Annotated in this window: 23 protein-coding genes; 12 read left to right on the top strand and 11 right to left on the bottom strand. The window is 44.9% G+C overall.

What is annotated here, in order from left to right; genetic code table 11:
• Nucleotides 1-79 precede the first annotated feature (79 nt).
• A complete protein-coding gene (locus AAFP14_RS08090) occupies nucleotides 80-1,342 on the bottom strand; it encodes a DUF3747 domain-containing protein (RefSeq protein WP_341731778.1) in 1,263 nt (420 codons plus the stop codon).
• Between the two features lie 339 nt (nucleotides 1,343-1,681).
• Nucleotides 1,682-2,674 (bottom strand): ribose-phosphate pyrophosphokinase, encoded by a 993-nt coding sequence (locus AAFP14_RS08085; protein WP_341731777.1) that lies wholly within the window; start codon nucleotides 2,672-2,674, stop codon nucleotides 1,682-1,684.
• Between the two features lie 173 nt (nucleotides 2,675-2,847).
• On the opposite strand from AAFP14_RS08085, the gene AAFP14_RS08080 reads away from it, so the two are divergent.
• From AAFP14_RS08080 to AAFP14_RS08065, 4 genes are all read left to right on the top strand, one after another.
• Nucleotides 2,848-3,306: a GatB/YqeY domain-containing protein gene (locus AAFP14_RS08080; RefSeq protein ID WP_341731776.1), complete on the top strand. Its 459-nt coding sequence runs from the start codon at nucleotides 2,848-2,850 to the stop codon at nucleotides 3,304-3,306.
• 231 nt (nucleotides 3,307-3,537) lie between these two features.
• The gene (locus tag AAFP14_RS08075; RefSeq protein WP_341731775.1) at nucleotides 3,538-5,166 is read left to right on the top strand and encodes a serine/threonine-protein kinase; all 1,629 of its coding nucleotides are present in this window, start codon (nucleotides 3,538-3,540) and stop codon (nucleotides 5,164-5,166) included.
• Between the two features lie 115 nt (nucleotides 5,167-5,281).
• The gene (gene bioD, locus AAFP14_RS08070) at nucleotides 5,282-5,989 is read left to right on the top strand and encodes a dethiobiotin synthase (RefSeq protein ID WP_341731774.1); all 708 of its coding nucleotides are present in this window, start codon (nucleotides 5,282-5,284) and stop codon (nucleotides 5,987-5,989) included.
• A 229-nt stretch (nucleotides 5,990-6,218) separates the two neighbouring features.
• On the top strand, nucleotides 6,219-7,436 hold the full coding sequence (locus AAFP14_RS08065) for a M20 metallopeptidase family protein (protein WP_341731773.1): 1,218 nt from the start codon (nucleotides 6,219-6,221) through the stop codon (nucleotides 7,434-7,436).
• A 176-nt stretch (nucleotides 7,437-7,612) separates the two neighbouring features.
• On the opposite strand, the gene AAFP14_RS08060 is transcribed toward AAFP14_RS08065, so the two are convergent.
• The 5 genes from AAFP14_RS08060 to pstS all read right to left on the bottom strand — a co-directional run bounded on the left by AAFP14_RS08060 (nucleotide 7,613) and on the right by pstS (nucleotide 12,995).
• Complete coding sequence (locus AAFP14_RS08060; RefSeq protein WP_341731772.1) at nucleotides 7,613-8,593, bottom strand: aldo/keto reductase; 981 nt, start codon at nucleotides 8,591-8,593, stop codon at nucleotides 7,613-7,615.
• A 126-nt stretch (nucleotides 8,594-8,719) separates the two neighbouring features.
• Nucleotides 8,720-9,520: a phosphate ABC transporter ATP-binding protein PstB gene (gene pstB / locus AAFP14_RS08055; RefSeq protein WP_341731771.1), complete on the bottom strand. Its 801-nt coding sequence runs from the start codon at nucleotides 9,518-9,520 to the stop codon at nucleotides 8,720-8,722.
• 54 nt (nucleotides 9,521-9,574) lie between these two features.
• Nucleotides 9,575-10,471, bottom strand: coding sequence for a phosphate ABC transporter permease PstA (gene pstA / locus AAFP14_RS08050; protein WP_341731770.1), 897 nt, complete (start codon nucleotides 10,469-10,471; stop codon nucleotides 9,575-9,577).
• Between the two features lie 34 nt (nucleotides 10,472-10,505).
• On the bottom strand, nucleotides 10,506-11,462 hold the full coding sequence (gene pstC, locus AAFP14_RS08045) for a phosphate ABC transporter permease subunit PstC (RefSeq protein ID WP_341731769.1): 957 nt from the start codon (nucleotides 11,460-11,462) through the stop codon (nucleotides 10,506-10,508).
• A 342-nt stretch (nucleotides 11,463-11,804) separates the two neighbouring features.
• Nucleotides 11,805-12,995, bottom strand: coding sequence for a phosphate ABC transporter substrate-binding protein PstS (gene pstS, locus AAFP14_RS08040; RefSeq protein ID WP_341731768.1), 1,191 nt, complete (start codon nucleotides 12,993-12,995; stop codon nucleotides 11,805-11,807).
• Nucleotides 12,996-13,284: 289 nt separating this feature from the next.
• Here pstS and bioB point away from each other — a divergent pair, with 289 nt between their 5' ends.
• The 7 genes from bioB (at nucleotide 13,285) to AAFP14_RS08005 (ending at nucleotide 18,710) form a co-directional block, all read left to right on the top strand.
• Entirely contained in the window at nucleotides 13,285-14,376 is a 1,092-nt protein-coding gene (gene bioB / locus AAFP14_RS08035; RefSeq protein ID WP_472851031.1) for a biotin synthase BioB, read from the top strand.
• Nucleotides 14,377-14,592: 216 nt separating this feature from the next.
• Entirely contained in the window at nucleotides 14,593-15,174 is a 582-nt protein-coding gene (locus tag AAFP14_RS08030) for a biotin transporter BioY (protein WP_341731767.1), read from the top strand.
• A gap of 207 nt (nucleotides 15,175-15,381) precedes the next feature.
• On the top strand, nucleotides 15,382-15,894 hold the full coding sequence (lspA, locus tag AAFP14_RS08025) for a signal peptidase II (RefSeq protein ID WP_341731766.1): 513 nt from the start codon (nucleotides 15,382-15,384) through the stop codon (nucleotides 15,892-15,894).
• A gap of 36 nt (nucleotides 15,895-15,930) precedes the next feature.
• Nucleotides 15,931-17,571, top strand: coding sequence for a B12-binding domain-containing radical SAM protein (locus AAFP14_RS08020; protein WP_341731765.1), 1,641 nt, complete (start codon nucleotides 15,931-15,933; stop codon nucleotides 17,569-17,571).
• A 132-nt stretch (nucleotides 17,572-17,703) separates the two neighbouring features.
• Nucleotides 17,704-18,063 carry a helix-turn-helix domain-containing transcriptional regulator gene (locus AAFP14_RS08015; RefSeq protein WP_341731764.1) on the top strand — a complete coding sequence of 120 codons (360 nt, stop codon included), beginning with the start codon at nucleotides 17,704-17,706 and terminating at the stop codon, nucleotides 18,061-18,063.
• Nucleotides 18,064-18,076: 13 nt separating this feature from the next.
• Nucleotides 18,077-18,538 (top strand): SRPBCC family protein, encoded by a 462-nt coding sequence (locus AAFP14_RS08010; protein ID WP_341731763.1) that lies wholly within the window; start codon nucleotides 18,077-18,079, stop codon nucleotides 18,536-18,538.
• Nucleotides 18,522-18,710, top strand: coding sequence for a CPXCG motif-containing cysteine-rich protein (locus AAFP14_RS08005; RefSeq protein WP_194063809.1), 189 nt, complete (start codon nucleotides 18,522-18,524; stop codon nucleotides 18,708-18,710). Before AAFP14_RS08010 ends, AAFP14_RS08005 begins: the two co-directional genes overlap by 17 nt.
• 7 nt (nucleotides 18,711-18,717) lie before the next feature.
• Here the strand turns inward: AAFP14_RS08005 and AAFP14_RS08000 are convergent, their stop codons facing one another.
• The 3 genes from AAFP14_RS08000 to AAFP14_RS07990 form a co-directional block, all read right to left on the bottom strand.
• The gene (locus tag AAFP14_RS08000; protein ID WP_341731762.1) at nucleotides 18,718-19,467 is read right to left on the bottom strand and encodes a gamma-glutamyl-gamma-aminobutyrate hydrolase family protein; all 750 of its coding nucleotides are present in this window, start codon (nucleotides 19,465-19,467) and stop codon (nucleotides 18,718-18,720) included.
• Between the two features lie 82 nt (nucleotides 19,468-19,549).
• Nucleotides 19,550-20,209, bottom strand: coding sequence for a DUF2834 domain-containing protein (locus AAFP14_RS07995; RefSeq protein ID WP_341731761.1), 660 nt, complete (start codon nucleotides 20,207-20,209; stop codon nucleotides 19,550-19,552).
• A gap of 133 nt (nucleotides 20,210-20,342) precedes the next feature.
• Nucleotides 20,343-21,512: an FAD-dependent oxidoreductase gene (locus AAFP14_RS07990; protein WP_341731760.1), complete on the bottom strand. Its 1,170-nt coding sequence runs from the start codon at nucleotides 21,510-21,512 to the stop codon at nucleotides 20,343-20,345.
• A 332-nt stretch (nucleotides 21,513-21,844) separates the two neighbouring features.
• Between AAFP14_RS07990 and AAFP14_RS07985 the strand changes: the two genes are divergently transcribed.
• A complete protein-coding gene (locus tag AAFP14_RS07985) occupies nucleotides 21,845-23,161 on the top strand; it encodes a glycoside hydrolase family 10-like protein (RefSeq protein ID WP_341731759.1) in 1,317 nt (438 codons plus the stop codon).
• 35 nt (nucleotides 23,162-23,196) lie between these two features.
• Here AAFP14_RS07985 and AAFP14_RS07980 read toward each other — a convergent pair whose 3' ends face one another.
• Complete coding sequence (locus tag AAFP14_RS07980; RefSeq protein ID WP_341731758.1) at nucleotides 23,197-23,685, bottom strand: hypothetical protein; 489 nt, start codon at nucleotides 23,683-23,685, stop codon at nucleotides 23,197-23,199.
• Nucleotides 23,686-23,703 lie beyond the last annotated feature (18 nt).

The raw sequence follows: 23,703 nt of genomic DNA, 5'->3' as shown, positions 1-23,703 counted from the left end.
AGAAATTCCTCACTACAAACCTGTTTGTAATAAGGAATTTAGTCTGGCTCGACTCCGAACTTAAAACTGTGCTTTACTGCTACTGAGCCTTAACACATTTCAACATCCGCAAAGTAGCCGCCGCCGCATAATTCCGTTTTGCAGAATCATCGGGAGCAAACCGATTTCCAATTTCATTCAGGGACGAAGCAACTGAACAATAACCAGACATTTGATTAATAATTGCCGCCGCCCAATGACTTTGAGTATCAGAAAAATTTTTAGCAGGCTGTTTTGGAATTAAATCTGGCTTCATTCCCCGCGCCGACAAACCAAATTCTGCGGAACGACGGAGGACAGCCATCAATTCAGCACGAGTGACTGGTTGGGTAGGTTTAAAAGTTCCATCTTTATAGCCGCTGACTATGTTATTGTCCCGTGCAAATTGAACTTTAGCCGCACTCCAACGGGAGGTATCAACATCCCTATAGGGACGAAAAGAAATATTGGTAGGAAATTTGATATTAGCCCCTGGTATTCCTTTCAAACCTTCTAATACTAAAGATACTAATTCCTCTCTAGTGACAGCGACTTGCGGTCGAAAAGTATTATCTTGAGAAAATCCAGCGACAAACCCAAGGCTTACAGCTTCTTTAATTTCGGCAGCATAGATATCGTTGCTAATATCTTTAAAGGTAGGAGTACCAGTATTTCCGCCAGTATTTCCGCCAGTATTTCCGCCAGTATTTCCGCCAGTGTTTCCGCCAGTATTTCCGCCAGTGTTTCCGCCAGTATTTCCGCCTATATCCCCAGGTGCAGCTTGATTGCTAGTGAAATAAAAGTGACCTAATATTTTGCCTTGATAAGATCTTTTGGTCAAGCGCCAAGCTGGATCTAGAATAATTTTCATAAAGCCATTAGCATCACCATTGGTTCTACCAATAATCACAGGTTCGCCTTTGAGATCGATGGGAGTTCCCATGAGTAAAACATCACCATTGACCTGCTGTAAATCTAGGGCGTATTTTAATGCTAAATCAGTGCCGGCCATGCGAATAGAAAAACCGTTACTGTCAGTAGCACGACCGCAAATACCGGTAAAATCAAAGGAGATCAATAGCGGATCGACTTTCACGGGATTAGAGCCACTTTCGCTCCAGCACGCTCGCTTGTCAGATACCTGTTCTACAATTAGTAATTGGTAGCCACCAAAACCGCGGGGTTGAGCAATAGCAATCACTCGGTCTTGATTAATTTCTGTTTGGTCAAAAGTAAATGCTAGGGCGGAACCGATCGCCCCGATGTTGAAAAGTGCGGAACTAGCCAGGGCGGCTGCTGTACGTCGCAGTGAAAGTTTGATCATGTTTCTTGATTTTCCCCTTACTTTAATTCAACCTTTCTCAAATAGACATCTCCCATAATTGTTGGGTAACAGACCAGAAAGCCTGTTCAAACCTTGGCTTTTTAGGAGAAGTCTAATTAAAAGATTAGCGTCTTTCAGACAACAAGATATTGAGATAGAATTTTACCATTTGTTGTTCCTGATATCAAATCATCTCTTCATCGTCCTGTATTAAACTCTCTCTTTTCTTCCTTCGCGTCCTTAGCGCCTTCGCGGTTAAATCATTCCGATATAAAAAACTGGCGCGCTAAATAGAGTTAACGCACCAGACTATGTACATTAAACAAATAATTTTTGGCTCTAGCGGAACATACTGCTGACAGAACTATCTTCGTGAATCCGCCAAATAGTTTCTCCCAGCAAATTCGCCACCGAAAGCACAGTTAACTGCTCGAAGTGCTTGTCTTCTGGTACAGGGATTGTATTGGTAACAATTACCTCTTCCAAAACTCCACTAGACAAACGTTCGATCGCTGGAGGTGAAAACACCGCATGAGTAGCACAAGCATAAACCTGTCTTGCACCCTCGCGACGCAACAGCCTCGCCCCCTCACAAATCGTGCCAGCAGTATCGATCATATCGTCCACCAACACGGCTGTTTTGCCTCGAACATCCCCGATCACATTCATCACTTCCGCCACATTGTGAGCTTGACGGCGCTTGTCAATAATTGCCAGTGGTGCGTCATTGAGTTTTTTCGCAAAAGCCCTAGCCCTAGCGACTCCGCCCACATCCGGCGACACCACAACAATATCTGTCAACTGTTTGCTCTTAAGGTAATCTAGGAGTATGGGAGAGCCGTAAACATGATCGAAAGGAATGTCAAAATAACCTTGAATTTGAGCTGAGTGTAAATCCATTGCCAAAATGCGACCAGCCCCAGCTTCTGTAATCAAATTAGCGACCAATTTCGCGGTAATTGACTCTCTTCCTGCGGTTTTGCGATCGGCTCTAGCATACCCATAGTAAGGAATCACGGCAGTAACTTGTCTGGCCGAAGCGCGGCGACAAGCATCGATCATAATTAATAATTCCATGAGGCGATCGTTCACCGGACAGCAAGTTGGCTGAATCAAGTAAACATCGCAACCTCGAATCGATTCCTGAATTTGAACATAGAGTTCCCCATCAGCGAACCGCTTGCGAACCATCGGCCCCAAATCAATCCCCAGATAGCGAGCCACCTCTTGAGCGAGGGGAACATTAGCAGAACCGGAAAACAACCGGAGACGATCGTGAGAGGAAATGGGCGGCTCTGGAAGCGGAAGCGGTAAAGTAGCAGAACGGATCACAGCAGGCCTCTTGCAAGACGTTTATTTTACCGCTATCTTACCATCGGAAACTAGAAATATAGCAACCCTAATTGAGTCGTTTCAGGAATAAACTTGCAAAAAACCGCAAAAAAAGTTAAGAATTTGAAGCAGACTCCTGATTTTTGATATCGGGCAAAAAAAGGTGAAAATCCATGAGCTTAAGAGAACGCATTGACGCAGAAATCAAAGCCGCTATGAAATCCAAGGACAAAGTTCGGTTGGAAACAGTACGTGGCATCAAGAAATTTATTCTCGAAAAAGAAGTCAGCCTCCGTCCCTCCGGGCAAGACACCCTGACAGAAGCTCAAGAGATGGAGATTTTAATGCAAATAGCAAAACAGCGCCGGGATTCGATCGAACAATACCGCAAAGGCGGCCGCGAAGATTTAGTCGCACAAGAGGAAGCGGAGTTGGCAATTGTGGAAGAGTATTTGCCACCTCAGATGTCAGACGAAGATATCAGTCAAGTTATTGATGCAGTTATTGCCACGGCGGGTGCTACTTCTGCCAAAGATATGGGCAAGGTGATGGGAGCAGCCATGCAGCAGCTTAAAGGCAAAGCAGACGGCAAGAAAATTCAAGACATGGTGAAAGCGAAGCTTAGTCCTTAAGTCAGCAGTCATTAGTCAGCAGTCAGAATCCAGGGGCAAACCCCCCGTGGTTGTCCCTGTTTAAATCTGCAAAAAAACCCGGTTACTGAAAGTTGTACAAAAAAATGTAAAATGCTAACTTCGATCGGGACTGTCAGCTAGAGACGGTGAAGTATGCTATGGAGCCTTAAACACATAACAGTCTAAGTCTGTCCGCGATCGTCTATTTTTAAACAATGTCTACTTAAATTTATGCAGCCACCTATTGCTATTGGAACTCTCCTACAAAGCCGGTACCGCTTACTGAAGATTTTAGGTCAAGGAGGATTTGGCCGCACTTATTTAGTAGAAGACTTAGGGCGATTTCAAGAACATTGCGCCCTCAAGGAATTTATTCCAGCCCAAAGCGGTGCCTACGTGCTGGAAAAATCCAAGGAATTGTTTCAAAGAGAAGCAGCCATTCTTTATCAAATTCAACACCCCCAAATTCCTCAGTTTCGGGCAATATTTGAGGAGAATCAGCGTTTATTTTTGGTGCAGGATTATGTGGAAGGGAAAACATACCGGGAACTACTGCTCGATCGCATTGACCGTGGCCGCACCTTCTTGGAAACCGAAGTGCTGGTATTTATCCGGCAAATGCTGCCAGTGCTAGCTCACATCCACGCCCGCGGCATCATTCACCGGGACATCTCCCCAGAAAACATTATTCTGCGTGAAAACGACAAAATGCCCGTACTGATTGACTTTGGAGTAGTGAAAGAACTCGCCACCAAAGTGCAGTCTCCCGAAGGCACAGCCCACGCCACCACAGTGGGTAAAATCGGCTACGCACCGCTGGAACAGTTGCAAAGCGGGCGAGCCACAGCTAGCAGCGACCTCTACGCTTTAGCAGTAACGGCGATCGTGCTGCTGACAGGGAAAGAACCCCAGGAATTACTCGATCAAACCACCCTGCTGTGGAATTGGCAGCAGCGAGTGCAGGTGAGTACGGCTTTAGCTTTAGTCTTAAATCGGATGTTGAGTCGCACTCCAGCCGATCGCTATCAATCAGTCAGCGAAGTCGCCCAAGCACTAGACGGACAAATAAATCCCTATGCTAACCCCCAAACCGTAGCCCCCACTGGGCCACCGGCATCGTCCAATGTCTCCCAAGTAGCCACAGTAGCCGTGGGTAGACGGCCAGATCCGATCGGTCAAAGTTCCCACCCCCAAAACCAGCCCAATCCAGTCATCGAGCCCCCCACCAGCTCTATTTGGGACAATCCCATGGCGGCGATCGGCATCGGTGCAGGTTTAGTCATCTTAACCGGCTTCGGTTCCTGGGCCTTAGTAGGTTCATTCCTCAACAATCAGCGCCCGCAGCCCACTCCAACGGAGGTGAACACAGAAACACCACTGCTACCATCTCCCACACCCAGAGTAACTCCCACACCAACCCCGGAACCGTCACCAGTACCCGATCCCGTGCCCGCACCAGTACCCGATCCCGTGCCCGCACCAGCACCAGATCCCGTGCCCGATCCGATACCAGAACCAGTACCCGATCCGATACCAGCCCCAACACCAGAACCAGTGCCAGAGCCGACACCAGCCCCAACACCAGAGCCCGTGCCCGCTCCGACACCAGCCCCAACTCCCACACCAAAACCGACTCCCACACCAAAACCGACTCCCGCACCAACTCCCACACCTTCGCCCTCGCCAGCACCCGCACCCGCACCCGCACCCGCGCCGGAACCCGCACCGTCGCCAGCACCCGCACCCGCACCCGCACCCGCACCCGCGCCGGAACCCGCACCGTCGCCGGAACCAGCCCCGTCGCCCGCACCCGCACCGGAACCTGTCGAAAATCCCACTCAACCATCGCCTGCTCTGTAATTGATGATATTTGGTAGCCGAGCGATCGCTGTTACCAAGGTAAATTTTCAGTTACTTTGATTGCAACCTACTATACTCAGTTCACGAAAAATTACCCCTTACCTATTAGCTATCCATGAACTCCCTGCTAATTACTGGAACTGATACCGACGCGGGCAAAACGGTTTTAACGAGTGCTCTGGCTGCTTATTGGCAAACCTATTTTGCCGATCGCACTTTGGGAATTACCAAGCTGTTGCAAACAGGAACAGGCGATCGCGAACACTACACCCGTTTATTTAACCTCGACCAATCCCCCCAAGAACTCAATCCACTGCACTTTGATGCGCCTCTAGCACCTCCAATCGCCGCCGAACGGGAGGGGAGACCTATTGAACTAGAAAAGGTGTGGACGACGCTACAAAGCCTCCAGCAGCGCAAAGACTTTGTATTGGTGGAAGCTTTGGGAGGGCTCGGTTCCCCTGTAACGCGGGAACTGACGGTGGCGGATCTGGCGAGAGATTGGCGGCTCAGGGGGGTATTGGTAGTACCAGTCAGGTTAGGGGCGATCGGGCAAGCTGTAGCTAATGTTGCCCTTGCCAGACAAAGTGGCTTTAAGCTCAAAGGTATTGTCCTGAGCTGCGTTCAACCTGCTTCCGAGCAAGAAATTGCCGATTGGGCTCCGATCTACTTAATTGAGTCCCTTACTCAAATACGTGTGTTGGGTATTTTGCCACATTTAGATAACCCCCATGACCTGACTAAACTAGCTAAAGCAGCGTCAGAATTAGATTTAGAACGATTATTACCTGGGGTAAATTTAATTCCTCAGATTGCTAAATAACGGTCTTGTAAACACCTCTCTTTTTCAAGATTCTCTTTCTCTGCGTACTCTGTGCCCTCTGTGGTTCATTAAAGACTAAGATTTTATTTTAACCGCAGAGAGCGCAGAGAGCGCAGAGAGTGCTAAGAAAGAAAAAAGAGAGTTTTACAAATTATTTAACAGCTTGGCATCTAGAGCAGGTAAAGATTAAAATAAGTAGGAAAATAACAAGTAAAAAGTAACCAATAACATGATTTATACTTTGCCGAATTTAACTTCTGTCGATTTATCGAAGTTGCGGCTGGAAATTAGAAATTTGCAGCCTCAATTAGTGGAATGGCGTCGCCGTTTACACGAAAAACCTGAGTTGAGTTTTGAGGAGAACTTAACCGCGGATTTTGTTTCCCAAAAGTTGCATGAATGGGGCATTGAGCATCAAACTGCTATTGCTAAAACGGGGATTGTCGCTACTATAGACAGTGGCAAACCAGGGCCTGTTTTGGCAATTCGGGCTGATATGGATGCTTTGCCAATTCAAGAGGAAAATCAGGTTGATTATCGATCGCAACATAACGGCATTATGCACGCTTGTGGCCATGACGGACACACCGCGATCGCCCTCGGTACAGCCTGTTATCTCGCCAAGCACAAACACAGCTTTTGCGGCACTGTAAAAATCATCTTCCAGCCCGCCGAAGAAGGTCCAGGTGGCGCAAAGCCCATGATTGAAGCTGGAGTTTTAAAGCATCCTGACGTTGATGCGATCGTCGGCTTGCATTTGTGGAATAATCTGCCTTTAGGCACTGTAGGCGTCCGTAGTGGCCCGCTGATGGCCGCCGTAGAAATTTTTGATTGTACAATTTTGGGCAAAGGTGGACACGGTGCGATGCCGCATCAGACTGTAGATGCGATCGTAGTTGCAGCCCAAATAGTCAACGCTTTGCAGGCAATTGTAGCCCGGAATATCGATCCGATCGACTCCGCAGTAGTCACCGTCGGCAAATTCCACGCAGGCCAAACCCACAATGTCATTGCCGATACCGCTAAAATCGGAGGCACCGTCCGCTATTTCAATCCAGCATATCAAGGTTATTTTAACAATCGAATCGAACAAATAATTGCCGGAATTTGTCACAGCCACGGAGCAAATTATCAATTCGATTATTACTGGTTGTACCCCCCAGTCATCAACGATACCAAGATGGCTGAATTGGTGCGTAGCGTAGCAGAAACCGTGGTAGAAACTCCAGCCGGAATCGTGCCAGAATGTCAAACAATGGGCGGTGAAGATATGTCATTCTTTTTGCAAGAAGTCCCAGGTTGCTATTTCTTTTTAGGTTCAGCTAATCAGGAGAAAAATTTAGCCTACCCCCATCATCACCCCCGATTTGATTTTGATGAAACTGCTTTGGGGATTGGTGTAGAAATGTTTGTGCGGTGCGTGGAAAAGTTTTGCGAACATCAATGAAAGATTGTGTACTCCCATGGGGGCGGGTTGATGAGATTATTTATTTTCGGCAATTATGGTTGGTAAAACCCGCCCCTACAGCCATCCTATCTATTTAACCCCATCTCTTGCACCCGCGGTCAAAAACCTGTAGGGGCGGGCGATTCCCTGCCCTTCGAGTACCCACAAAAGTCTTTTTACCTAGTTTGAAATATATTTTGCACCATCTTCTTATCTACCTTTGCCGCCGCTTTATCCAATTCTGCAATCTCGCCAGAGTCTAATTTCCACCCTAAAGCACCAATATTCTCCGCCGCCTGGGCGACAGATTTCGCCCCCGGAATCGGAATAGTTTCTTTACAAATACACCAGTTAATCGCCACCTGGGAAATAGTCTTGTTTCTGGATGTCGCTATTTCTCGCAAACACTCCAAAAGCGATCGCATTCCTGGCAATATCTGTTTACACGCCAAACCTCGGATACCTTTAGGAATGGGACCCTTTTCCGAGTATTTCCCCGTCAACAATCCCAAGGCTAAAGGACTGTAAGCAATTAATTTTATCCCCAGTTCGTCGCACACTTCTTTGAGACCAAGTTCCGTAACTGGATAGGTAGAAAGTAACGAATATTGCACTTGCAAAGTAACAATAGGAATCTGGCGATCGCGAAATCTTTCATATACCCATTTTAAGCGTTTAGGCCCATAATTAGATAGACCTACTCCCTTCACCAAGCCTTGCTCGTAAAGGTCAGCCAAACCATCTAACAGAGCCCCTTCTTGCCAAGGAGCATAATTAGCTGTAGACCAGTGCATTTGCACCAAATCTACATTTTTACCGAGGCGGGAAGCTGAGGCTTTACCAGCAGATATCATAGATTGTCGCGTCAATCTCCAAGGATAAGCAGCCAGTTTAGTCGCAATACAAATACTATCTTGATTTACACCTTGATAGGCTTGAGAAAACTGCCCTAAAAGCATCTCACTACGTCCATTTAATTTCCCAGTTCCATAGGAATCACCAGTATCAAATAAAGTGACACCATTACTCACACAAAGATTGAAAACGGCTTGCAATTGGGCATCCATACTTTCATCATAACCCCAGAGCAATCTGTTGCCCCAGGCCCAAGTGCCACAGCCCATTGTTGGTATAAAAAGTTGTTGGTTTGTTTGCATTTTTGGTAAAATGATAAACACAGATCAAATCTCATTGGGTGCATCTGTGTTTATCTGCTGATATCTACGTTGAAAATTTCCCAATCTAACTAATTGGTTTTAACAGCCCTTCCAAGTCACAGTAAATCAGCCAAAACGACCGCTGACATATTCCATAGTAGAAACTTCCTTGGGATTTTGGAAAATCACCTCAGTCCTGTCGCACTCCACCAGATAGCCAAAGCGTTTGCCATCATCAGAAAGTTTAGCATTGAAAAAAGCAGTCAAGTCAGAAACACGAGAAGCCTGCTGCATATTGTGAGTCACAATCACAATGGTATACTGCTCTTTGAGTTCCCGCATCAACTCCTCAATTTTGATCGTAGAAATCGGATCGAGAGAAGCGCAAGGTTCATCCATTAATACTACATCAGGATTAATGGCGATCGCCCTAGCAATACACAAACGCTGCTGCTGGCCACCCGAAAGCGAAAAACCACTCTGCTTCAGTTTATCTTTTACCTCATCCCAAAGATAAGCTTGGCGCAGCGACTTTTCCACCAACTCATCCATATCGCCCTTATAGTTATTCACCCTCGCACCGTAAGCAATATTGTCATAAATCGACTTCGGGAAAGGATTCGGCTTTTGAAACACCATCCCAATCCGACGGCGCACCTCCACAGCATCAATATCAGGATCGTATAGATTTTGACCGTGATAATAAATTTGACCGTTTAAACGAAAACCATTAACCAAATCATTAAGACGATTAAAACATCGCAAAATTGTACTTTTTCCGCACCCAGACGGTCCGATAAAAGCAGTAATCCGATTTTTAGGAATCTCCATCGAAACATTTTTTACAGCTTGAAAACCGCCGTAAAAAATATTGATATTGTCTACCTGCAAAACCGTTTCCGTTTTCTCTTCCAACAATTCCATCATACAATTAATACTCCCATCAAATTTTACAAAGGACCAATGACCAATGACCAAGGACTAATAAACTTTTTGGCGAGTTGCCCAACGAGAAAGAATACTCGTCAGTAAAACCATGAACACCAAAATTAAAGAAGCCGCCCAAGCTAATTCTTTCTGTGCCTTAAAAGGAACTGTTGCAAAGTTGTACACCAAAACCGAAAGCGAAGGAGTTGGCTTATCAAATCCTGCTGGCCAAAAAGGCGAATTTAACGCAGTGAAAATCAAAGGAGCCGTTTCTCCAGCAGCGCGGGCAATTGCCAGCGTCACACCAGTTAAAATAGCCGGAATAGCAGCAGGCAAAACCACCTGCAACACTGTTTGATAATTAGATGCACCCACACCAACCGAAGCCCATCTAATATCTTGAGGGACGATTTGTAGAGCTTCGTCAGTAGTTCGCACAATCGTCGGCAACATCAGCACCGCCAGCGCAGCACCGCCTGCAATTGCCGAAAAACCTCCCATATTCACCACAAACAAACCGTAGGCAAATACCCCCGCAATAATTGAAGGAACACCGCTGAGAACATTAGTAGCAAAACGCACCCAGCGAGCTATGGAGCCTTTGCTAAATTCAGACAAATAAACTGCTGCCAATACACCAAAAGGTACAGCAATCAGAGAAGCAATTCCCACGGTCATCAATGTACCGATAATTGCATTAGCAATACCGCCTCCCGATAGTCCTGGGGGCGGTGGTAGCTTAGTGAATAAGTCTAAATTCAGGCGATTGAAACCTTGTATAGTAACGTAGGAAAGCACTGCAAACAAAGGCAACAGAGTAATTGTTAAACAGGCTCCAGCTAATACTGTCATCGCCATATTGAACAGCGATAGGGGACTGTTTTTAACTTTTTTTAAATTACCTGTCTTCGAGGCAAAAGAATCAAGACCTTCGGAGGTTCTGTTTGACATAAATTAAAAATGTAGGGGGATTTGGCACCAATTTTTAGTTGTACTTGGCTCTAACTTGAGAAACAATCCACTCTGCAAAAATATTAACAATCAGGGTCATAATAAACAAAATTAGCCCCGTGTACATCAGAGCTGCTACTTGCAACCCGGAAGCTTCGGCAAACTGATTTGCCATCAAAGAAGCTATAGTATTGGCAGGAGCTAGCACCGAAAGACTTAATTGATTGGAGTTGCCAATTAACAGAGTTGCAGCCATTGTTTCTCCCATCGCGCGTCCTAAACCGAGCATAATTCCGCCGACTATACCGGAGAAAGCAGCGGGTACGAGCACCCTAAAAATTGTTGTCCAACGAGTTGCTCCTAAACCTAAAGATGCTTGCCGCAATTCGGGAGGCAGACTTGCTAGAGAGTCACGGGAGATAGCAGTAATAATCGGCAAAGTCATGATTCCCAAAATTACTCCGGCGGGTAACATTCCGGGTCCCACTGGGGGGGTGCTAAAAATTGGTAGCCATCCGAAAGTGCCGTTGAGAAACTTGCCGAGGTTGGTAAGAATGGGAATCAATACAGCAATTCCCCACAAACCGTAAACTACGCTAGGAATGGCGGCTAAAAGTTCTACCAAAAAAACCAAGGCTGTGCGGATTGGTAGGGGTAGAAAATCTTCGCTCAGGAAGATCGCAGTGCCTACTCCTAATGGTACTGCAATTAGGAGCGCGATCGCCGAACTGACGATCGTCCCGTAAATCATCGGCAGGGCACCGTACTCTTCTTTAACTGGGTTCCAGCTACTGCTTAATAGAAATCCTAAACCGTACTGTTGAATCGCAGGTAATGCTCTGAAAGCAACTGTGAGTGCTATCACCAGCAAAATTACCCCAATTCCTATGCCCAATATCCTAGTTAGCCAGATAAAAGCTTGGTCTAAGGATTTTTCTGCCACAGAGCGCGATCGGCTTTCCGATTGAGAGTTATTATTATCTGAAATCATAGACAAAACAACCAAGTCATAGTTTTGAAAAAAACAATTTTAGGAAAAAGTTAGCGGGAAGGAAGCAGAAAGAAAAAACATAAATAATATTCCACAGGAGTGGGTGGATTAATCGCCCTGACTTTTTCACAAATATTTCTGATGAAAATCGCTCCTTGTATTTGGAAAGAGGTAGATGGCGATTTACCGTTGGGTGGGGGCGGGTTTATGAGATTATCGATGTTAGGCTCATATTGTTGGTGAAACCCGCCCCTACAGAAATATCCCTCTTCCTTCTTCCTTCTTCCTGAATTTCCCCCCTTGGGGGGCAGGGGGGGTTCTTCTTCCTTCTTCCTTCAATCCCTATTTGGCAACCTCAATCTTGTAGTCGGCGCTGATGCCGTCAGCAGCCGCGGCCACTTTTTCTTTAACGCTTTGGGGCAGAGGAACGTAGCCCAATTCGGAACTAACTTTTTGACCTTCGTTCAAGCCATATTCCACCATGGCCTCGATCGCTTTGGCTTTGTTGGCATCCGCAACTGTTTTGGGGACTAGCATCCAAGTGTAGGTGACAATTGGATAGGATTTAGCACCTTCTGGGTCTTCGATAAATGCTCGCAGATTTTCTGGCAGTGGAACTGTTGCTAGAGCTTCTGAAGCTGATTCGTCGTTAGGTACGACAAATGTACCTGCTTTGTTTTGCAAAGATGCAAATTTGAGATTGTTGTTTTTGGCGTAGCCGTATTCTACATAGCCAATACCACCGACGGTTTGCAGGACTTGGGCTGTGACACCTTCGTTGCCTTTTGCACCGACAAAGGTCCCTGTTTTGGGCCACTCTACTGTTTTGCCGTCGCCTACTGTGCTTTTCCAGTCGGGGCTGATGGCACTCAGGTGTTTGGTGAAGACGGCGGTGGTACCGCTACCATCGGAACGGTGTACGACGGTAATGGCTTGGTCTGGTAATTTAGCACCAGGATTGGCTGCTGCTATTTTGGGATCGTTCCACTTGGTAATTTTACCAGCGAAGATTTCTGCGTAAACATCCCGTGGCAGTTTGAGTTCCGGTACGTCTGGTAAGTTGTAGCCGATGACGATGCTGCCGGCTGTCATGGGCAACAGGATCACGCCTTTGTCTGCTGGAACTTTGGCGATTTCGTCGTCTTTCATGCCCGTGTCGCTGGCCCCAAAGTCTACAGTGCCTTTGGTAAATTGTTCGACTCCGGCTCCGCTACCTACTGATTGATAGTTAATTTGTACTTTGGGGTTGATTTTGTTGAAGTCTTGAAACCAACGCTGGTACAGGGGAGCGGGGAATGATGCGCCGGCTGCGGTGAGGGCGACGTCTGAGGCTAGGGCGAGTTTGCTGGGAGTAGCAGTGCCGGTGGCCGCCACGGGGGAAGCGCCGGGACTGGCGGCGCTGTCACTGGGGCTGGGGCTGCTGCTTGTGGTTGTGCTGTCGCCACCACAGGCTGCTAAGCTGAGGGCGATCGCCATTGCTGAGATTGCGGTCGTCAGCCTGTGGGAATTAATCATGTTGATACGGAAAATCATGGGTGTAAAGTTTTAGACGCTACATAGGGGGTTGGGCCCTAGCATAGCGCTCGAAAGTAAAGCTTTGGTTAAGATTCTTTACATTTTACACTAAATTAAATTTTTAGTTCAAAACAAACTTGACAGTTTTGGAGCAATAAGATATTTGAAAGGGTGGGGACCGCAGCCATCGCTAGATTGTCGATCGCTAACCTACCACTACCCCCAAAATTCATAGTGAATTGTAAAATATCCCGGAGAGAGAACCAGAAAACCCTACAATGGTGGTTGTTTTCATAAGGTGCAAGAAATGGTGCAAGCGCCACTGCCAACATTTTCTCAGAGTTCGATCGACATGATGTCGGAGAAATTACCGCTGCAACTACAACTAGATAGCCTCGTAGATCGAATAGTTAAAGGATATCGGATAGGTAGAGACGAAGCCCTGGCTTTGACAGCCATCGAGGGCCAAGAAAATATTTTATTGTTGTGTTCGGCAGCCGATCGCGTGCGTCAAGCTTGCTGTGGCAATACGGTAGACTTGTGCAGCATCATTAATGTCAAATCTGGTAACTGTTCGGAAAATTGCGGTTTTTGCTCTCAGTCGGCTCACCATCCGGGAGAAAATGTCCCGATTTATGGCTTAAAAACCTCCGATGAGATTTTAGCCCAAGCCAAGGTGGCCGAGGAAGCCGGGGCGAAAAGATTTTGTCTGGTTTCTCAAGGGAAAGGGATTAAACATAACAGCCCGAAATCCTCGGAATTTGAGCAAATTCTTGAGACAGTGCGCCGCATTATTGAGGAAACTAATATTAAGCCTTGCTGCGCTTTGGGAGAAGTGACTGTCGAACAAGCTCAAGAATTGCGAGCGGCGGGAGTAACTCGCTACAATCACAATTTAGAAGCGTCTGAGCAGTTTTTTCCGAATATTGTGACAACTCACAAATGGAGCGATCGCACTGCTACCATTAAGAACTTAAAAGCAGCAGGCATTCAAGCTTGCAGCGGTGGCATTATCGGCATGGGCGAAAGTTGGGAAGATAGAATCGATTTAGCTTTGTCTTTGCGCGAGTTAGAAGTTGAGTCAGTACCGGTGAATTTGCTATCTGCTAGAAAGGGTACACCTTTGGGTGATTTACCTCCACTAGATCCTTACGAAGCATTAAAGGCGATCGCGATTTTTCGCCTCATACTTCCTGTTCAAATCATCCGCTATGCAGGGGGTAGAGAAGCTGTCATGGGAGAACTTCAACATTTGGGCTTAAAAGCTGGAATTAATGCTATGCTCGTCGGTCATTATCTGACTACTATGGGTCAACCCGCAGAGCAGGACCGATCGATGTTGGAATCCCTAGGACTTCAAGGTGGCGAAGCACCAATTCCCGGCAGTTTTCCTGGTTAAATATTGAGTGGGTAATTTTGAATTAAATTCATTCTACCCAGATTCCCGACTTGTTTAAAAAGTCGGGAATCTCACATATTGATCGGTGGAAGTGATATTATTTAAGGCGGTTTCTCTCTGAGGATGAAACCGCTACCAACAGATTTTCTGTAGTCTAAAATCTCCAGCTTATGCTGAGCGAAGTTGAAGTATCTAAAATTTAAAATATAAAATCGAATGCCTGTTCCCATAGAACTAATTTGGGCTTTTATTGGTTTACTCCTCACGATAGGAGGCGCGTTTTTTCCTGCCTTTGTTACTACTCCAATTGGGTTTTGGGACAATCGAGGATTTCAGGCTTATTCTTTAGGAGTCAACTATCAAATTGGAGCAGTTTTGCTGGTAGGCTGCATGGGTGGTAAAAATGCGGCTGCTTTATCACAAATTGCCTATTTAATTTTAGGACTAACTTTGTGGCCTGTTTTTTCTCAAGGCGGCGGCATCGGCTATATTAAAGAACCTGCTTTTGGTTATTTACTGGGTTTTATTCCCGGTGCTTGGGTGTGTGGCTGGATGGCTTTTAAGGTGGCTTCGCGTCTGGAATCTATTGCTTTTAGTTGTTTGTGCGGTTTGTTTACAATTCATGCGATCGGCTTAACTTATCTGGTTTTAAGTCACTTGTTGGTGCTACCCACCAGAACCATAAGTTTGTTTGAGCAAATCCTGAAATATTCAGTTTATCCTTTGCCGGGACAGTTGGCGGTAGTTTGTGCGATCGCATTACTGTCATTTGTTTTACGTCGAGTGATGTTTTATTAATCGTAAAATAATAGAAAATTGAGCCTATAGCCTAGGGCATAGGGAATTGGTAATTGTGCAAAATTGGGTTATACTGTCATTGCGAAACACAAAAATAATCTCGCTGCGGTTGGGATTGCTTTCCTGCACTGCATCCTCCTCGCCATCACCCGCGAGATTTGAGTAAATTCTCCCATGCCCGATGCCCTATGTTCTACTTTCTAATTCATGCGTTTTAAAAAAAATCCCTGGTTCTGGGTTGCTGCTATTATCAGTCTAGTTTTAGACCATCTGACTAAATTTTGGGTGGTGCAAAATTTTGAATTGGCTGTTCCTCCGCAAACACAGCCACTGTTACCTGGGGTGTTTCACTTCACTTATGTTGTTAATACGGGTGCGGCTTTTAGTTTGTTTAGCAATGGTGGCGCGATTTGGTTGCGCTGGCTGTCTTTGGGCGTTAGTGTGGGATTGATGGTACTCGCTTGGTTCGGACCACGAATTAATCGCTGGGAACAAGCTGGCTATGGCTTGATTTTGGGCGGCGCACTGGGAAATGGGATCGATCGATTTGTGTCAGGATATGTGGTGGATTTTCTCGATTTTCGCTTGATTCGGTTCCCAATTTTTAATCTTGCTGATGTTTTTATTAATGCTGGAATTATCTGTTTGTTAATTGCAACTTTCCACAGTCCACCTCCTCGAAAAAAGGACGAAAAAGATTATATTTCTGAAAATAGTTGAATAAGTGAATCAATTAGACACCTCCAATAATTACTAATGACTTCTAATCCCTTTGTTGAAGAACGCTTACTATTTGCCCCAGCAACCCCCAATGTTGACGCTATCCAGACGATTTTTGCTTTTCCCAACGAGTACACTGTTGGTATTACCAGTCTGGGCTATCAAATAGTGTGGGCAACTTTGGCACTGCGCCCAGATATTGAAGTTTGTCGTTTATTTACTGATATCCACGAATCACTTCCAAGAACTCCTGAATTACTGGGATTTTCTTTTTCTTGGGAACTCGATTATGTGAATATTCTCAATTTATTGGAATCTCTAGAAGTGCCAATTTGGGCATCTCAACGCACAGATAGTCATCCTATAGTCTTTGGTGGTGGTCCGGTTTTTACTGCCAACCCCGAACCTTTCGCTGATTTTTTTGATGTGATTTTGCTCGGAGATGGCGAAAATCTGATTGATAATTTTATAAATGCTTTTAAAGAAGTTCGTACCGCTGACAGAAAAACTAAATTACGCCATTTAGCGCAAGTTCCGGGAGTTTATGTTCCCAGTTTGTACGAAGTGACTTATCTGGATGCCGCGGAGGGTATTCAATCAATTAATCCCATCGATCCAGCAATTCCCAGTGTGGTTGAAAAACAGACTTATCGTGGCAATACTTTATCTGCTTCTACTGTGGTGACATCCAAGGCTGCTTGGGAAAATATTTACATGGTGGAAGTGGTTCGGAGTTGTCCAGAAATGTGTCGCTTCTGTTTGGCAAGTTATCTGACTTTACCTTTTAGAACTGCGAGTTTAGAGGCTTCTTTAATTCCGGCAATAGACCGCGGTTTAGCTGTGACAAATCGGTTGGGTTTGTTGGGTGCTTCCGTGACTCAGCACCCGGAATTTGAAGTTTTATTAGATTATTTAAATCAGCCTAAATACGATGGTGTACGGCTTAGTCTTGCTTCAGTCCGTACCAACACGGTGACGGTGAAACTTGCGGAAATTTTGACCAAAAGAGACAGCAAATCTGTGACGATTGCGGTGGAAACTGGCAGCGATCGCCTCCGCAAAATTGTTAATAAAAAGCTCACCAATGAGGAAATTATTCAAGCTGCTCTCAATGCTAAAACAGGGGGGTTAAAGGGCATTAAACTCTACGGCATGGCGGGGATACCGGGGGAAGAAATGGAGGATTTAGAGGCGACTGTAGCCATGCTGCGGGCTGTCAAAAAAGCTGCTCCCGGTTTGCGCTTAACTTTTGGTTGCAGTACGTTTGTCCCGAAATCTCACACTCCTTTTCAGTGGTTTGGAGTCAATAAAGATGCAGAAAAAAGATTGAAGTTTTTAGATAAAGAATTGCGGAAGTTAGGTTTAGAATTTAGACCGGAAAGCTATAACTGGTCGGTGATTCAGGGTTTGTTATCCAAGGGCGATCGACGCTTGTCTAAGCTGTTAGAATTAGTGCGGCATTACGGCGATACGTTGGGCAGTTATCGGCGGGCTTTTAAGGAATTGCGGGGACATTTGCCGGACATGGATTTTTATGTTTTCCAGGAGTGGGAACTGGATCGGGTTTTGCCTTGGAGTCACTTGCAAGGACCGCTGCCAGAAGCGACTTTGAAGAAGCATTTAGCTGAGGCGATGACTCATACAAAAGGATATGAAAATTCACTAATTCACGTTTAGTAAATTAGATTATAAAGGAGAACTGGAAAAATGACGACTGGTTTGAAAAATCCTAGTAGCTACTACAAAGCACTCAAGACCGAGACATTCGCCAAGCAATAGAATACTGGACAAATTATAGGAGTTAAAAAAATGCCTAAAAGTTTACCGTATCATGACTTTTTGATAGCACGCCTAAAAAGCCCCAGTTATGCGGCAGTCTATCTGGAAACTCATTTTGAATTAGATGAAGGTGAAGAACCTGACGAAGCATTGCTCAGACTTGCTCTCAGCGATGTAGCAGAAGCTCTCGGTCAATCAAAAATGACTCCAGAACAATATGAATTGCACTTAAAAAAACTGGATGAATTGCTGTCTGAACAAGGAAGTGATGCGATTTATAGTTTGGGAACTTGGCTAAAAGCTCTGGGATTGAAACTAACTGTTGCTGTTTGTACTGAGACAGAGGATAATGATGTAAATGCTGATATTCCAGCGCAATTAACTGTTTAGTAAGATTTGAATAATGCCTAATTTTCGATATTCATCGCTAATTGATGCGACGGTTGAAAGTGTCTGGAACTTTCACGAAAGACCGGATATTTTGCAAATATTAACTCCGCCTTGGCAACCGGTGAAAATCATTCGCCGGGAGGGCGGACTTGGTGTGGGTGCTATATCGGAATTTCGTCTTTCATTGGGGCCGATTCCGGTAAAGTGGGTGGCGACTCACACTGAGTGCCAAGAGTATAGGTTGTTTGTTGATGAACAAACTGAGGGACCGATGGCGAGTTGGACTCATCGACACGAGTTTACCACAGAAAATGGTAAAACTAGATTGACAGATGCGATCGCCTTTTCGATACCCGGTGGCCCGATGGTCGATCTATTATTAGGTTGGTGGGTGGAAATGCGACTAACAGATATGTTTCGTTACCGCCACGAAGTTACCAAGAAAGAGTGCGAAAAAAATGCAAACAACGGCTGAATATTACTGTGCTTTTTGTGGTGAACCTAGTACAACTTTTGTAGATATCAGCGGGGGAATGGAGCAATCATATATTGAAGATTGTCAAGTTTGCTGTCGCCCGAATGTTCTGTATATCAGAATAGATGAAGATACCCTTGATATTGAAATAGACACTGACTATCAAGAATAAGTGACTATCAAAATGTATGGATTTGATGTGAACTTGACTTGGTGGAATTCATCAATTTTGAAGCTGCTGCTTCTACGAAAGCCCGAAAAATTCGAGAGTTTATCAAACATTTTGGGGACATTTCTGGGTGCCATTGAATTGCAATCATCCAGGGGTGATTTTGATACTCCATTGCTTCTACCAAAGTGTCAGATGCCTCGGCTACAATTCGCCAATCGGATGTTACTTTCCGCACAGCTTGATGATGCCAAGAAACAACGGTTGTGGAAGTTGTTCCCATAATTTTTGCTAGCCGACTATTGGGTTCAATTTCAATGCTATGCTCCATCGCACGAGGAGGAATTCCCGCTCCATGACTCACTTCCTCTCCGTAAGCATGGGGTACGTGAGTCACCAAACTACCACCGCTAGCTACATTCAGCATTTGCATTCCCCGACAAACTCCTAAAACAGGTATGTCAGCTTTGAAAGCTAGTTTGGCTAAGGCTAGTTCAAAGTTATCACGTTCTGCATCGATCGCATAAACTGTGCGATCGATCGTACCGCCATAAAGTTCTGGATTAATATCTCCGCCACCGGAAAAAATTAAACCATCTACTACATCAAAAATACTAGCTGGATTTAATTGATTGGGCGGTAGTAAAATCGGGATGCCGCCAGCGGCTTGCACGGCATCAATATAAGATCCATTTAAGCGATATTCGCCTGCTTGACAGCGGTTATAGGTGGTTATGCCAACGATGGGAAATTTTTTCATGTTGTGGAACAGGCCAGAAAGCCTGTTTCTAGTATGATGACATAAAGTCCTAAAGTAAACTGATAATTGTCAGTCATGCTGTCTAATTTGTAACAGTTTGCACTGTATTTTCCGGCAAGGACTGGCGGGTACACAAATAAACTAGAGGGCCGAACAAAGGAACTAATGTTACCGCCCAAAAAACTGTGCTATTGTGCATTCCTCGGCGCGCCATATCATCTCCCAGCAATGCCGGAAATAACAGGGAAAGCATACAAAAATCTAAACTCATTACATGAATAAAGCGGCTAGTCTGCCATTGGCTAATAAAATCTGACCAATCGCCTGTTGTCAAGCCAAAGGCAACTAAACCAGCAGCGCCTAATGTTAATATAATTCCCGTAAACCGGGAGTCTAATACCTTTAAAAAAGTATTTTTATTCCCAACAAATTCGGGATTTGGTTGCCGTAGGGCTAAATAAGGCAATAAGGCAAATGCACCGACACCAAAGGATAAAATGGCAAATAACCAGGCTGGTATTTTTTGTCCTCTACCGTCAGCAAATAAGACGCAACTGTAGATGATTGGCCACACACCCATGATATTAAACAAGGCGACAATTAAAGGGTTAATTTCGGCTATTTTTCCGGTGGAAAGATTGGTAATTAAGGTGAATGTTTCGGGGCTGTCGGGAGGTGCAAATACAAAAGCGTAGGTGCTAAAGGCAATCCAAATCAGCCAAAAAGCAATTTCTCTGAACATATTTAGTCTTTACTCCTTTCTGCGGTTACTACTATCATAAATCAGAATTCTCCTATTTTTCAATCTGCGGCTAGTTGAATCTTCTATTTTTTTAGGTTAGCAGAGTTACTCCGATCGCCTTTTTGCCAAAATACTAATTTTTATGTTTAAATTTTTGCATAAATTGGCGATCGATCCAATCTTTCCAGTACCAGAGTAGCCGGGATTCCCACATCCAAGAGCCACGAGAGGCGATCGCCAATTTATTCCCAGTACCAATTAGCCCTAAATATTGGGCTTGTGGTGCAAAGGGTTTTAGCGGTTTGGCTAACAAAAATTTCTGCAAATTTTCAAATAAAGGCGGGCCCTGGCGCACCGCAAATACTCCTGCTTTGGGGCGCGGATAATTAATCATCGTGCAGATATCCCCAGCGGCAAATACATGAGGGTGAGAGACTGATTGCAAGTAATCATTGACTTGGATAAACCCGTTGGAGTCCGTGGCTAAACCCGATGCTTTTATCCAATTAGCTGCGGAGGCTTGTGTCACCCAAAAAATCCGCTCTACCTCTAATTTTAAGCCTGATTCACAGGCAATTTCGTAATTGGGTATGTGGCATTCGTAACTTTTATTTATGTCAATTCTTTGGGTGTTTTTGATACCCACAACTTTTTCCCTTAAGTGCAGTTTGATACCGCGATTAATGATAATCTTTTTGAGGCGATGACGGACTCTTTGGTTGTGTTGTGGCATTAATTCCGCACCGCTGTGAACCAAATTAATCTGATAATTATCGGTTTTTTGAGCCAGACGAGATTGCATATTTAATGCTAATTCTACCCCGCCGGCACCACCACCCACAATGGCAATATTCAACGGTTGATTTATATAATTTCCTGGGGATGTAATTAACTGATTCCAGTTAGCTAAAAACTCCGGGACTGGTTTAGCTGGAATTGCATATTCGTTAGCACCCGGTACGGATAAAGTCGCTGGAGTGCTGCCGATGTCGATCGAAAGCAAGTCAAAACTAACGGGGGGGCTATTTTGACAAATTACTTGATTTTTGTTAAAGTCGATCGCGATCGCCCGATCGACCAATATCTCGGACTGAGTAAATTCACAGAGAGAACGCAAATCGATGTGACATTCCTCATAACTGTAAAAACCCGCAATGTGTCCCGGTAGCATCCCCGAATAGGGTGCGTATAGCACGTCGGTAATCAGAGTCAAATGCACTCCCGACAGGGGTTTCATGCCGAACATTTTCAATACAATAGCATGACTATGACCGCCACCAATTAAAACTAAATGTTGTGGCATGGATATTTCATGTATCAATCTTAGACATCTCCAAGAATTTCTGTTAGGAGTAGGGGTTAGACATCCAGCCAGCCCTTGACAGCCTTTTTGGGACAAGTATATTATAGTTGCCCAAAGTGCGATCGCATCGAAACGATGGGACCATTTCACTCAACCAATTAGCAAATCAGCACAAATGGTTGTAGACTGTAGAACGACTAAATTTCATTAGCAAATCATGCCAGGGTGTGTTTCGATAACCGTCTCCAGAAAAGCCTGTCAAGGGCTGGCTTTCGGGCCGATCCCACCATCATTTTTGGAGATGTCTAAGAGCTAACTCACCACTTAACACTATGATATTACGCATCATTCCTCGCGGTTGGCTGCGATCGATTAAACCTATTCTCCCGCTTTTATTTGCCATCTCATTCATGATAGCACTGCTGGGGAACAACTTGATTCCGGCGATCGCCCAGCAACCCCGTCAGGAAATCCGTGGAGTTTGGATGACAACAAACGACAAAGACATCCTCAGAGATCGGCGCAAAGTAGCAGATGCAGTCACCAAACTCAAACAATTAAATTTCAACACTATTTATCCCGTAATTTGGAATTCTGGCTATGTGATGTATCCTAGTCATGTCGCCCAACAAAGAGACATTCAACCCTTTGTGTACAGAGGCTTGGACGGACAAGATATGCTAGCAGATTTAATCGAGAAATCTCATCGCCAAGGATTGTTAGTAATTCCCTGGTTTGAGTTTGGTTTCATGACTCCTCCCAGCTCAGAATTAGCATTAAATAATCCCGATTGGCTAACACAAAAACAAGACGGAACCCAGACATCAAACGGTGCGGGTGGCGAAGTAGTTTGGTTAAACCCTTTTCATCCAGAAGTGCAGCAATTCATTACCGAACTCGTACTAGAAGTCACTACTAAATACAATGCTGATGGCATTCAATTTGACGATCACATGAGTTTGCCATCGGAATTTGGTTACGATGCCTACACCGTTGCACTGTATACTAAAGAAACCAAAAAAGCTCCTCCAACAGATTTTCAAGATCCAGCTTGGGTGCAGTGGCGAGCCAATAAAATTACGGCATTTATGTCACAACTAAATCAAGCTGTAAAAGCAGTAAAACCCAATGCAATTTTCTCCATTTCTCCCAATTACTACGAATTTGCTTACAAGCATCACCTGCAAGATTGGCTAGCTTGGGTAAGGTTAGATATTGCCGACGAGCTAATTGTGCAAGTTTACCGCCCAGATTTAGCCTCGTTTATTAACAAAATAAATCGCCCAGAAATGCAAGAAACCCAGAAAAAAATTCCCACAGGAGTTGGGATTATGACTGGTTTAAGAAATCGCCCAGTTCCCATGCACCAAATTCAATCTCAGGTGAGAGCAGTCCAAGAATACGGCTTAGGTGTGGCTTTTTTTTACTACGAAAGTTTGTGGGAATTAACACCGGAATCTCTTGAAGATCGCCTGTCAAAATTTCAAACTTTCTTTCCATTTTCTGCCTTCCGAACAGCTCTACAAATACCCAGACGGGCCGCTACTTTTCCGCCGCCACCACCACCAAAACCAGAACCCAAAAATCAGCCACAACTGCCTAAAAACAATAGTCAACCTTTAGCATCTCCCACTACTCAAAGAAACTAAAAATTTCCAATCAAGATGAGATCGAGTTTCTCGGTTTAAAATAGCTTTGGCTTTCTTTGAATACCCAAATTTGATACAGAGTCTAAATTGATGTGGCAGTTTAGTCGATCGCCCTCGCAGAAGTAAGCAGCCAAAGCTACACCTTCACGGTTACACACTCGAACATTGTATCCATCTTCCATGGCCGCCATCCCAAACCGATTGACAAATTGATAGCGGCCTACATAATCCAATCCACTCCAAAGCTGGCGATTGACTAACAGGATCACCCAACTATTGCGAGAATTAGAATCCACAAACCAGCGATCGAGTAATTGTCCCCCAAATTGTTTTTGAGCCAACCACAAACTCGGAACACTCTTTTGGGTTTGAGAAAGTGGAGGCGAGGGCAAATTAGCAATGTCACCCCTAGGACAACCAGGCTGTTTTCCCAGTGCAGCAGGTGGTTGCGACAATAATACCGAAAGAGAAATCAAACAAGCTATATAAAAATAAATATGTTTGCTCAATGGGATATAATACATTTGCCTAAATCCTTATTC

The sequence above is a fragment of the Microcoleus sp. EPA2 genome (assembly GCA_020882975.1).
In the GTDB taxonomy this organism is placed as follows: Bacteria; Cyanobacteriota; Cyanobacteriia; order Cyanobacteriales; family Microcoleaceae; genus Microcoleus.
This window is presented reverse-complemented; position numbering and strand designations above follow the sequence as displayed.

Coding starts and splice junctions, on each gene's coding strand:
- pstS (WP_341731768.1), bottom strand. CDS start 12,995: ATGATTTTCCGTATCAACATGATTAATTCCCACAGGCTGACGACCGCA.
- AAFP14_RS07995 (WP_341731761.1), bottom strand. CDS start 20,209: ATGTTCAGAGAAATTGCTTTTTGGCTGATTTGGATTGCCTTTAGCACC.
- AAFP14_RS08030 (WP_341731767.1), top strand. CDS start 14,593: ATGCCTGTTCCCATAGAACTAATTTGGGCTTTTATTGGTTTACTCCTC.
- AAFP14_RS08075 (WP_341731775.1), top strand. CDS start 3,538: ATGCAGCCACCTATTGCTATTGGAACTCTCCTACAAAGCCGGTACCGC.
- pstA (WP_341731770.1), bottom strand. CDS start 10,471: ATGTCAAACAGAACCTCCGAAGGTCTTGATTCTTTTGCCTCGAAGACA.
- AAFP14_RS08010 (WP_341731763.1), top strand. CDS start 18,077: ATGCCTAATTTTCGATATTCATCGCTAATTGATGCGACGGTTGAAAGT.
- AAFP14_RS08080 (WP_341731776.1), top strand. CDS start 2,848: ATGAGCTTAAGAGAACGCATTGACGCAGAAATCAAAGCCGCTATGAAA.
- AAFP14_RS08065 (WP_341731773.1), top strand. CDS start 6,219: ATGATTTATACTTTGCCGAATTTAACTTCTGTCGATTTATCGAAGTTG.
- AAFP14_RS08060 (WP_341731772.1), bottom strand. CDS start 8,593: ATGCAAACAAACCAACAACTTTTTATACCAACAATGGGCTGTGGCACT.
- AAFP14_RS08015 (WP_341731764.1), top strand. CDS start 17,704: ATGCCTAAAAGTTTACCGTATCATGACTTTTTGATAGCACGCCTAAAA.
- AAFP14_RS08090 (WP_341731778.1), bottom strand. CDS start 1,342: ATGATCAAACTTTCACTGCGACGTACAGCAGCCGCCCTGGCTAGTTCC.
- pstC (WP_341731769.1), bottom strand. CDS start 11,462: ATGATTTCAGATAATAATAACTCTCAATCGGAAAGCCGATCGCGCTCT.
- bioD (WP_341731774.1), top strand. CDS start 5,282: ATGAACTCCCTGCTAATTACTGGAACTGATACCGACGCGGGCAAAACG.
- AAFP14_RS08005 (WP_194063809.1), top strand. CDS start 18,522: ATGCAAACAACGGCTGAATATTACTGTGCTTTTTGTGGTGAACCTAGT.
- AAFP14_RS08020 (WP_341731765.1), top strand. CDS start 15,931: ATGACTTCTAATCCCTTTGTTGAAGAACGCTTACTATTTGCCCCAGCA.
- lspA (WP_341731766.1), top strand. CDS start 15,382: ATGCGTTTTAAAAAAAATCCCTGGTTCTGGGTTGCTGCTATTATCAGT.
- AAFP14_RS07990 (WP_341731760.1), bottom strand. CDS start 21,512: ATGCCACAACATTTAGTTTTAATTGGTGGCGGTCATAGTCATGCTATT.
- AAFP14_RS08000 (WP_341731762.1), bottom strand. CDS start 19,467: ATGAAAAAATTTCCCATCGTTGGCATAACCACCTATAACCGCTGTCAA.
- pstB (WP_341731771.1), bottom strand. CDS start 9,520: ATGATGGAATTGTTGGAAGAGAAAACGGAAACGGTTTTGCAGGTAGAC.
- AAFP14_RS07980 (WP_341731758.1), bottom strand. CDS start 23,685: ATGTATTATATCCCATTGAGCAAACATATTTATTTTTATATAGCTTGT.
- bioB (WP_472851031.1), top strand. CDS start 13,285: ATGGTGCAAGCGCCACTGCCAACATTTTCTCAGAGTTCGATCGACATG.
- AAFP14_RS07985 (WP_341731759.1), top strand. CDS start 21,845: ATGATATTACGCATCATTCCTCGCGGTTGGCTGCGATCGATTAAACCT.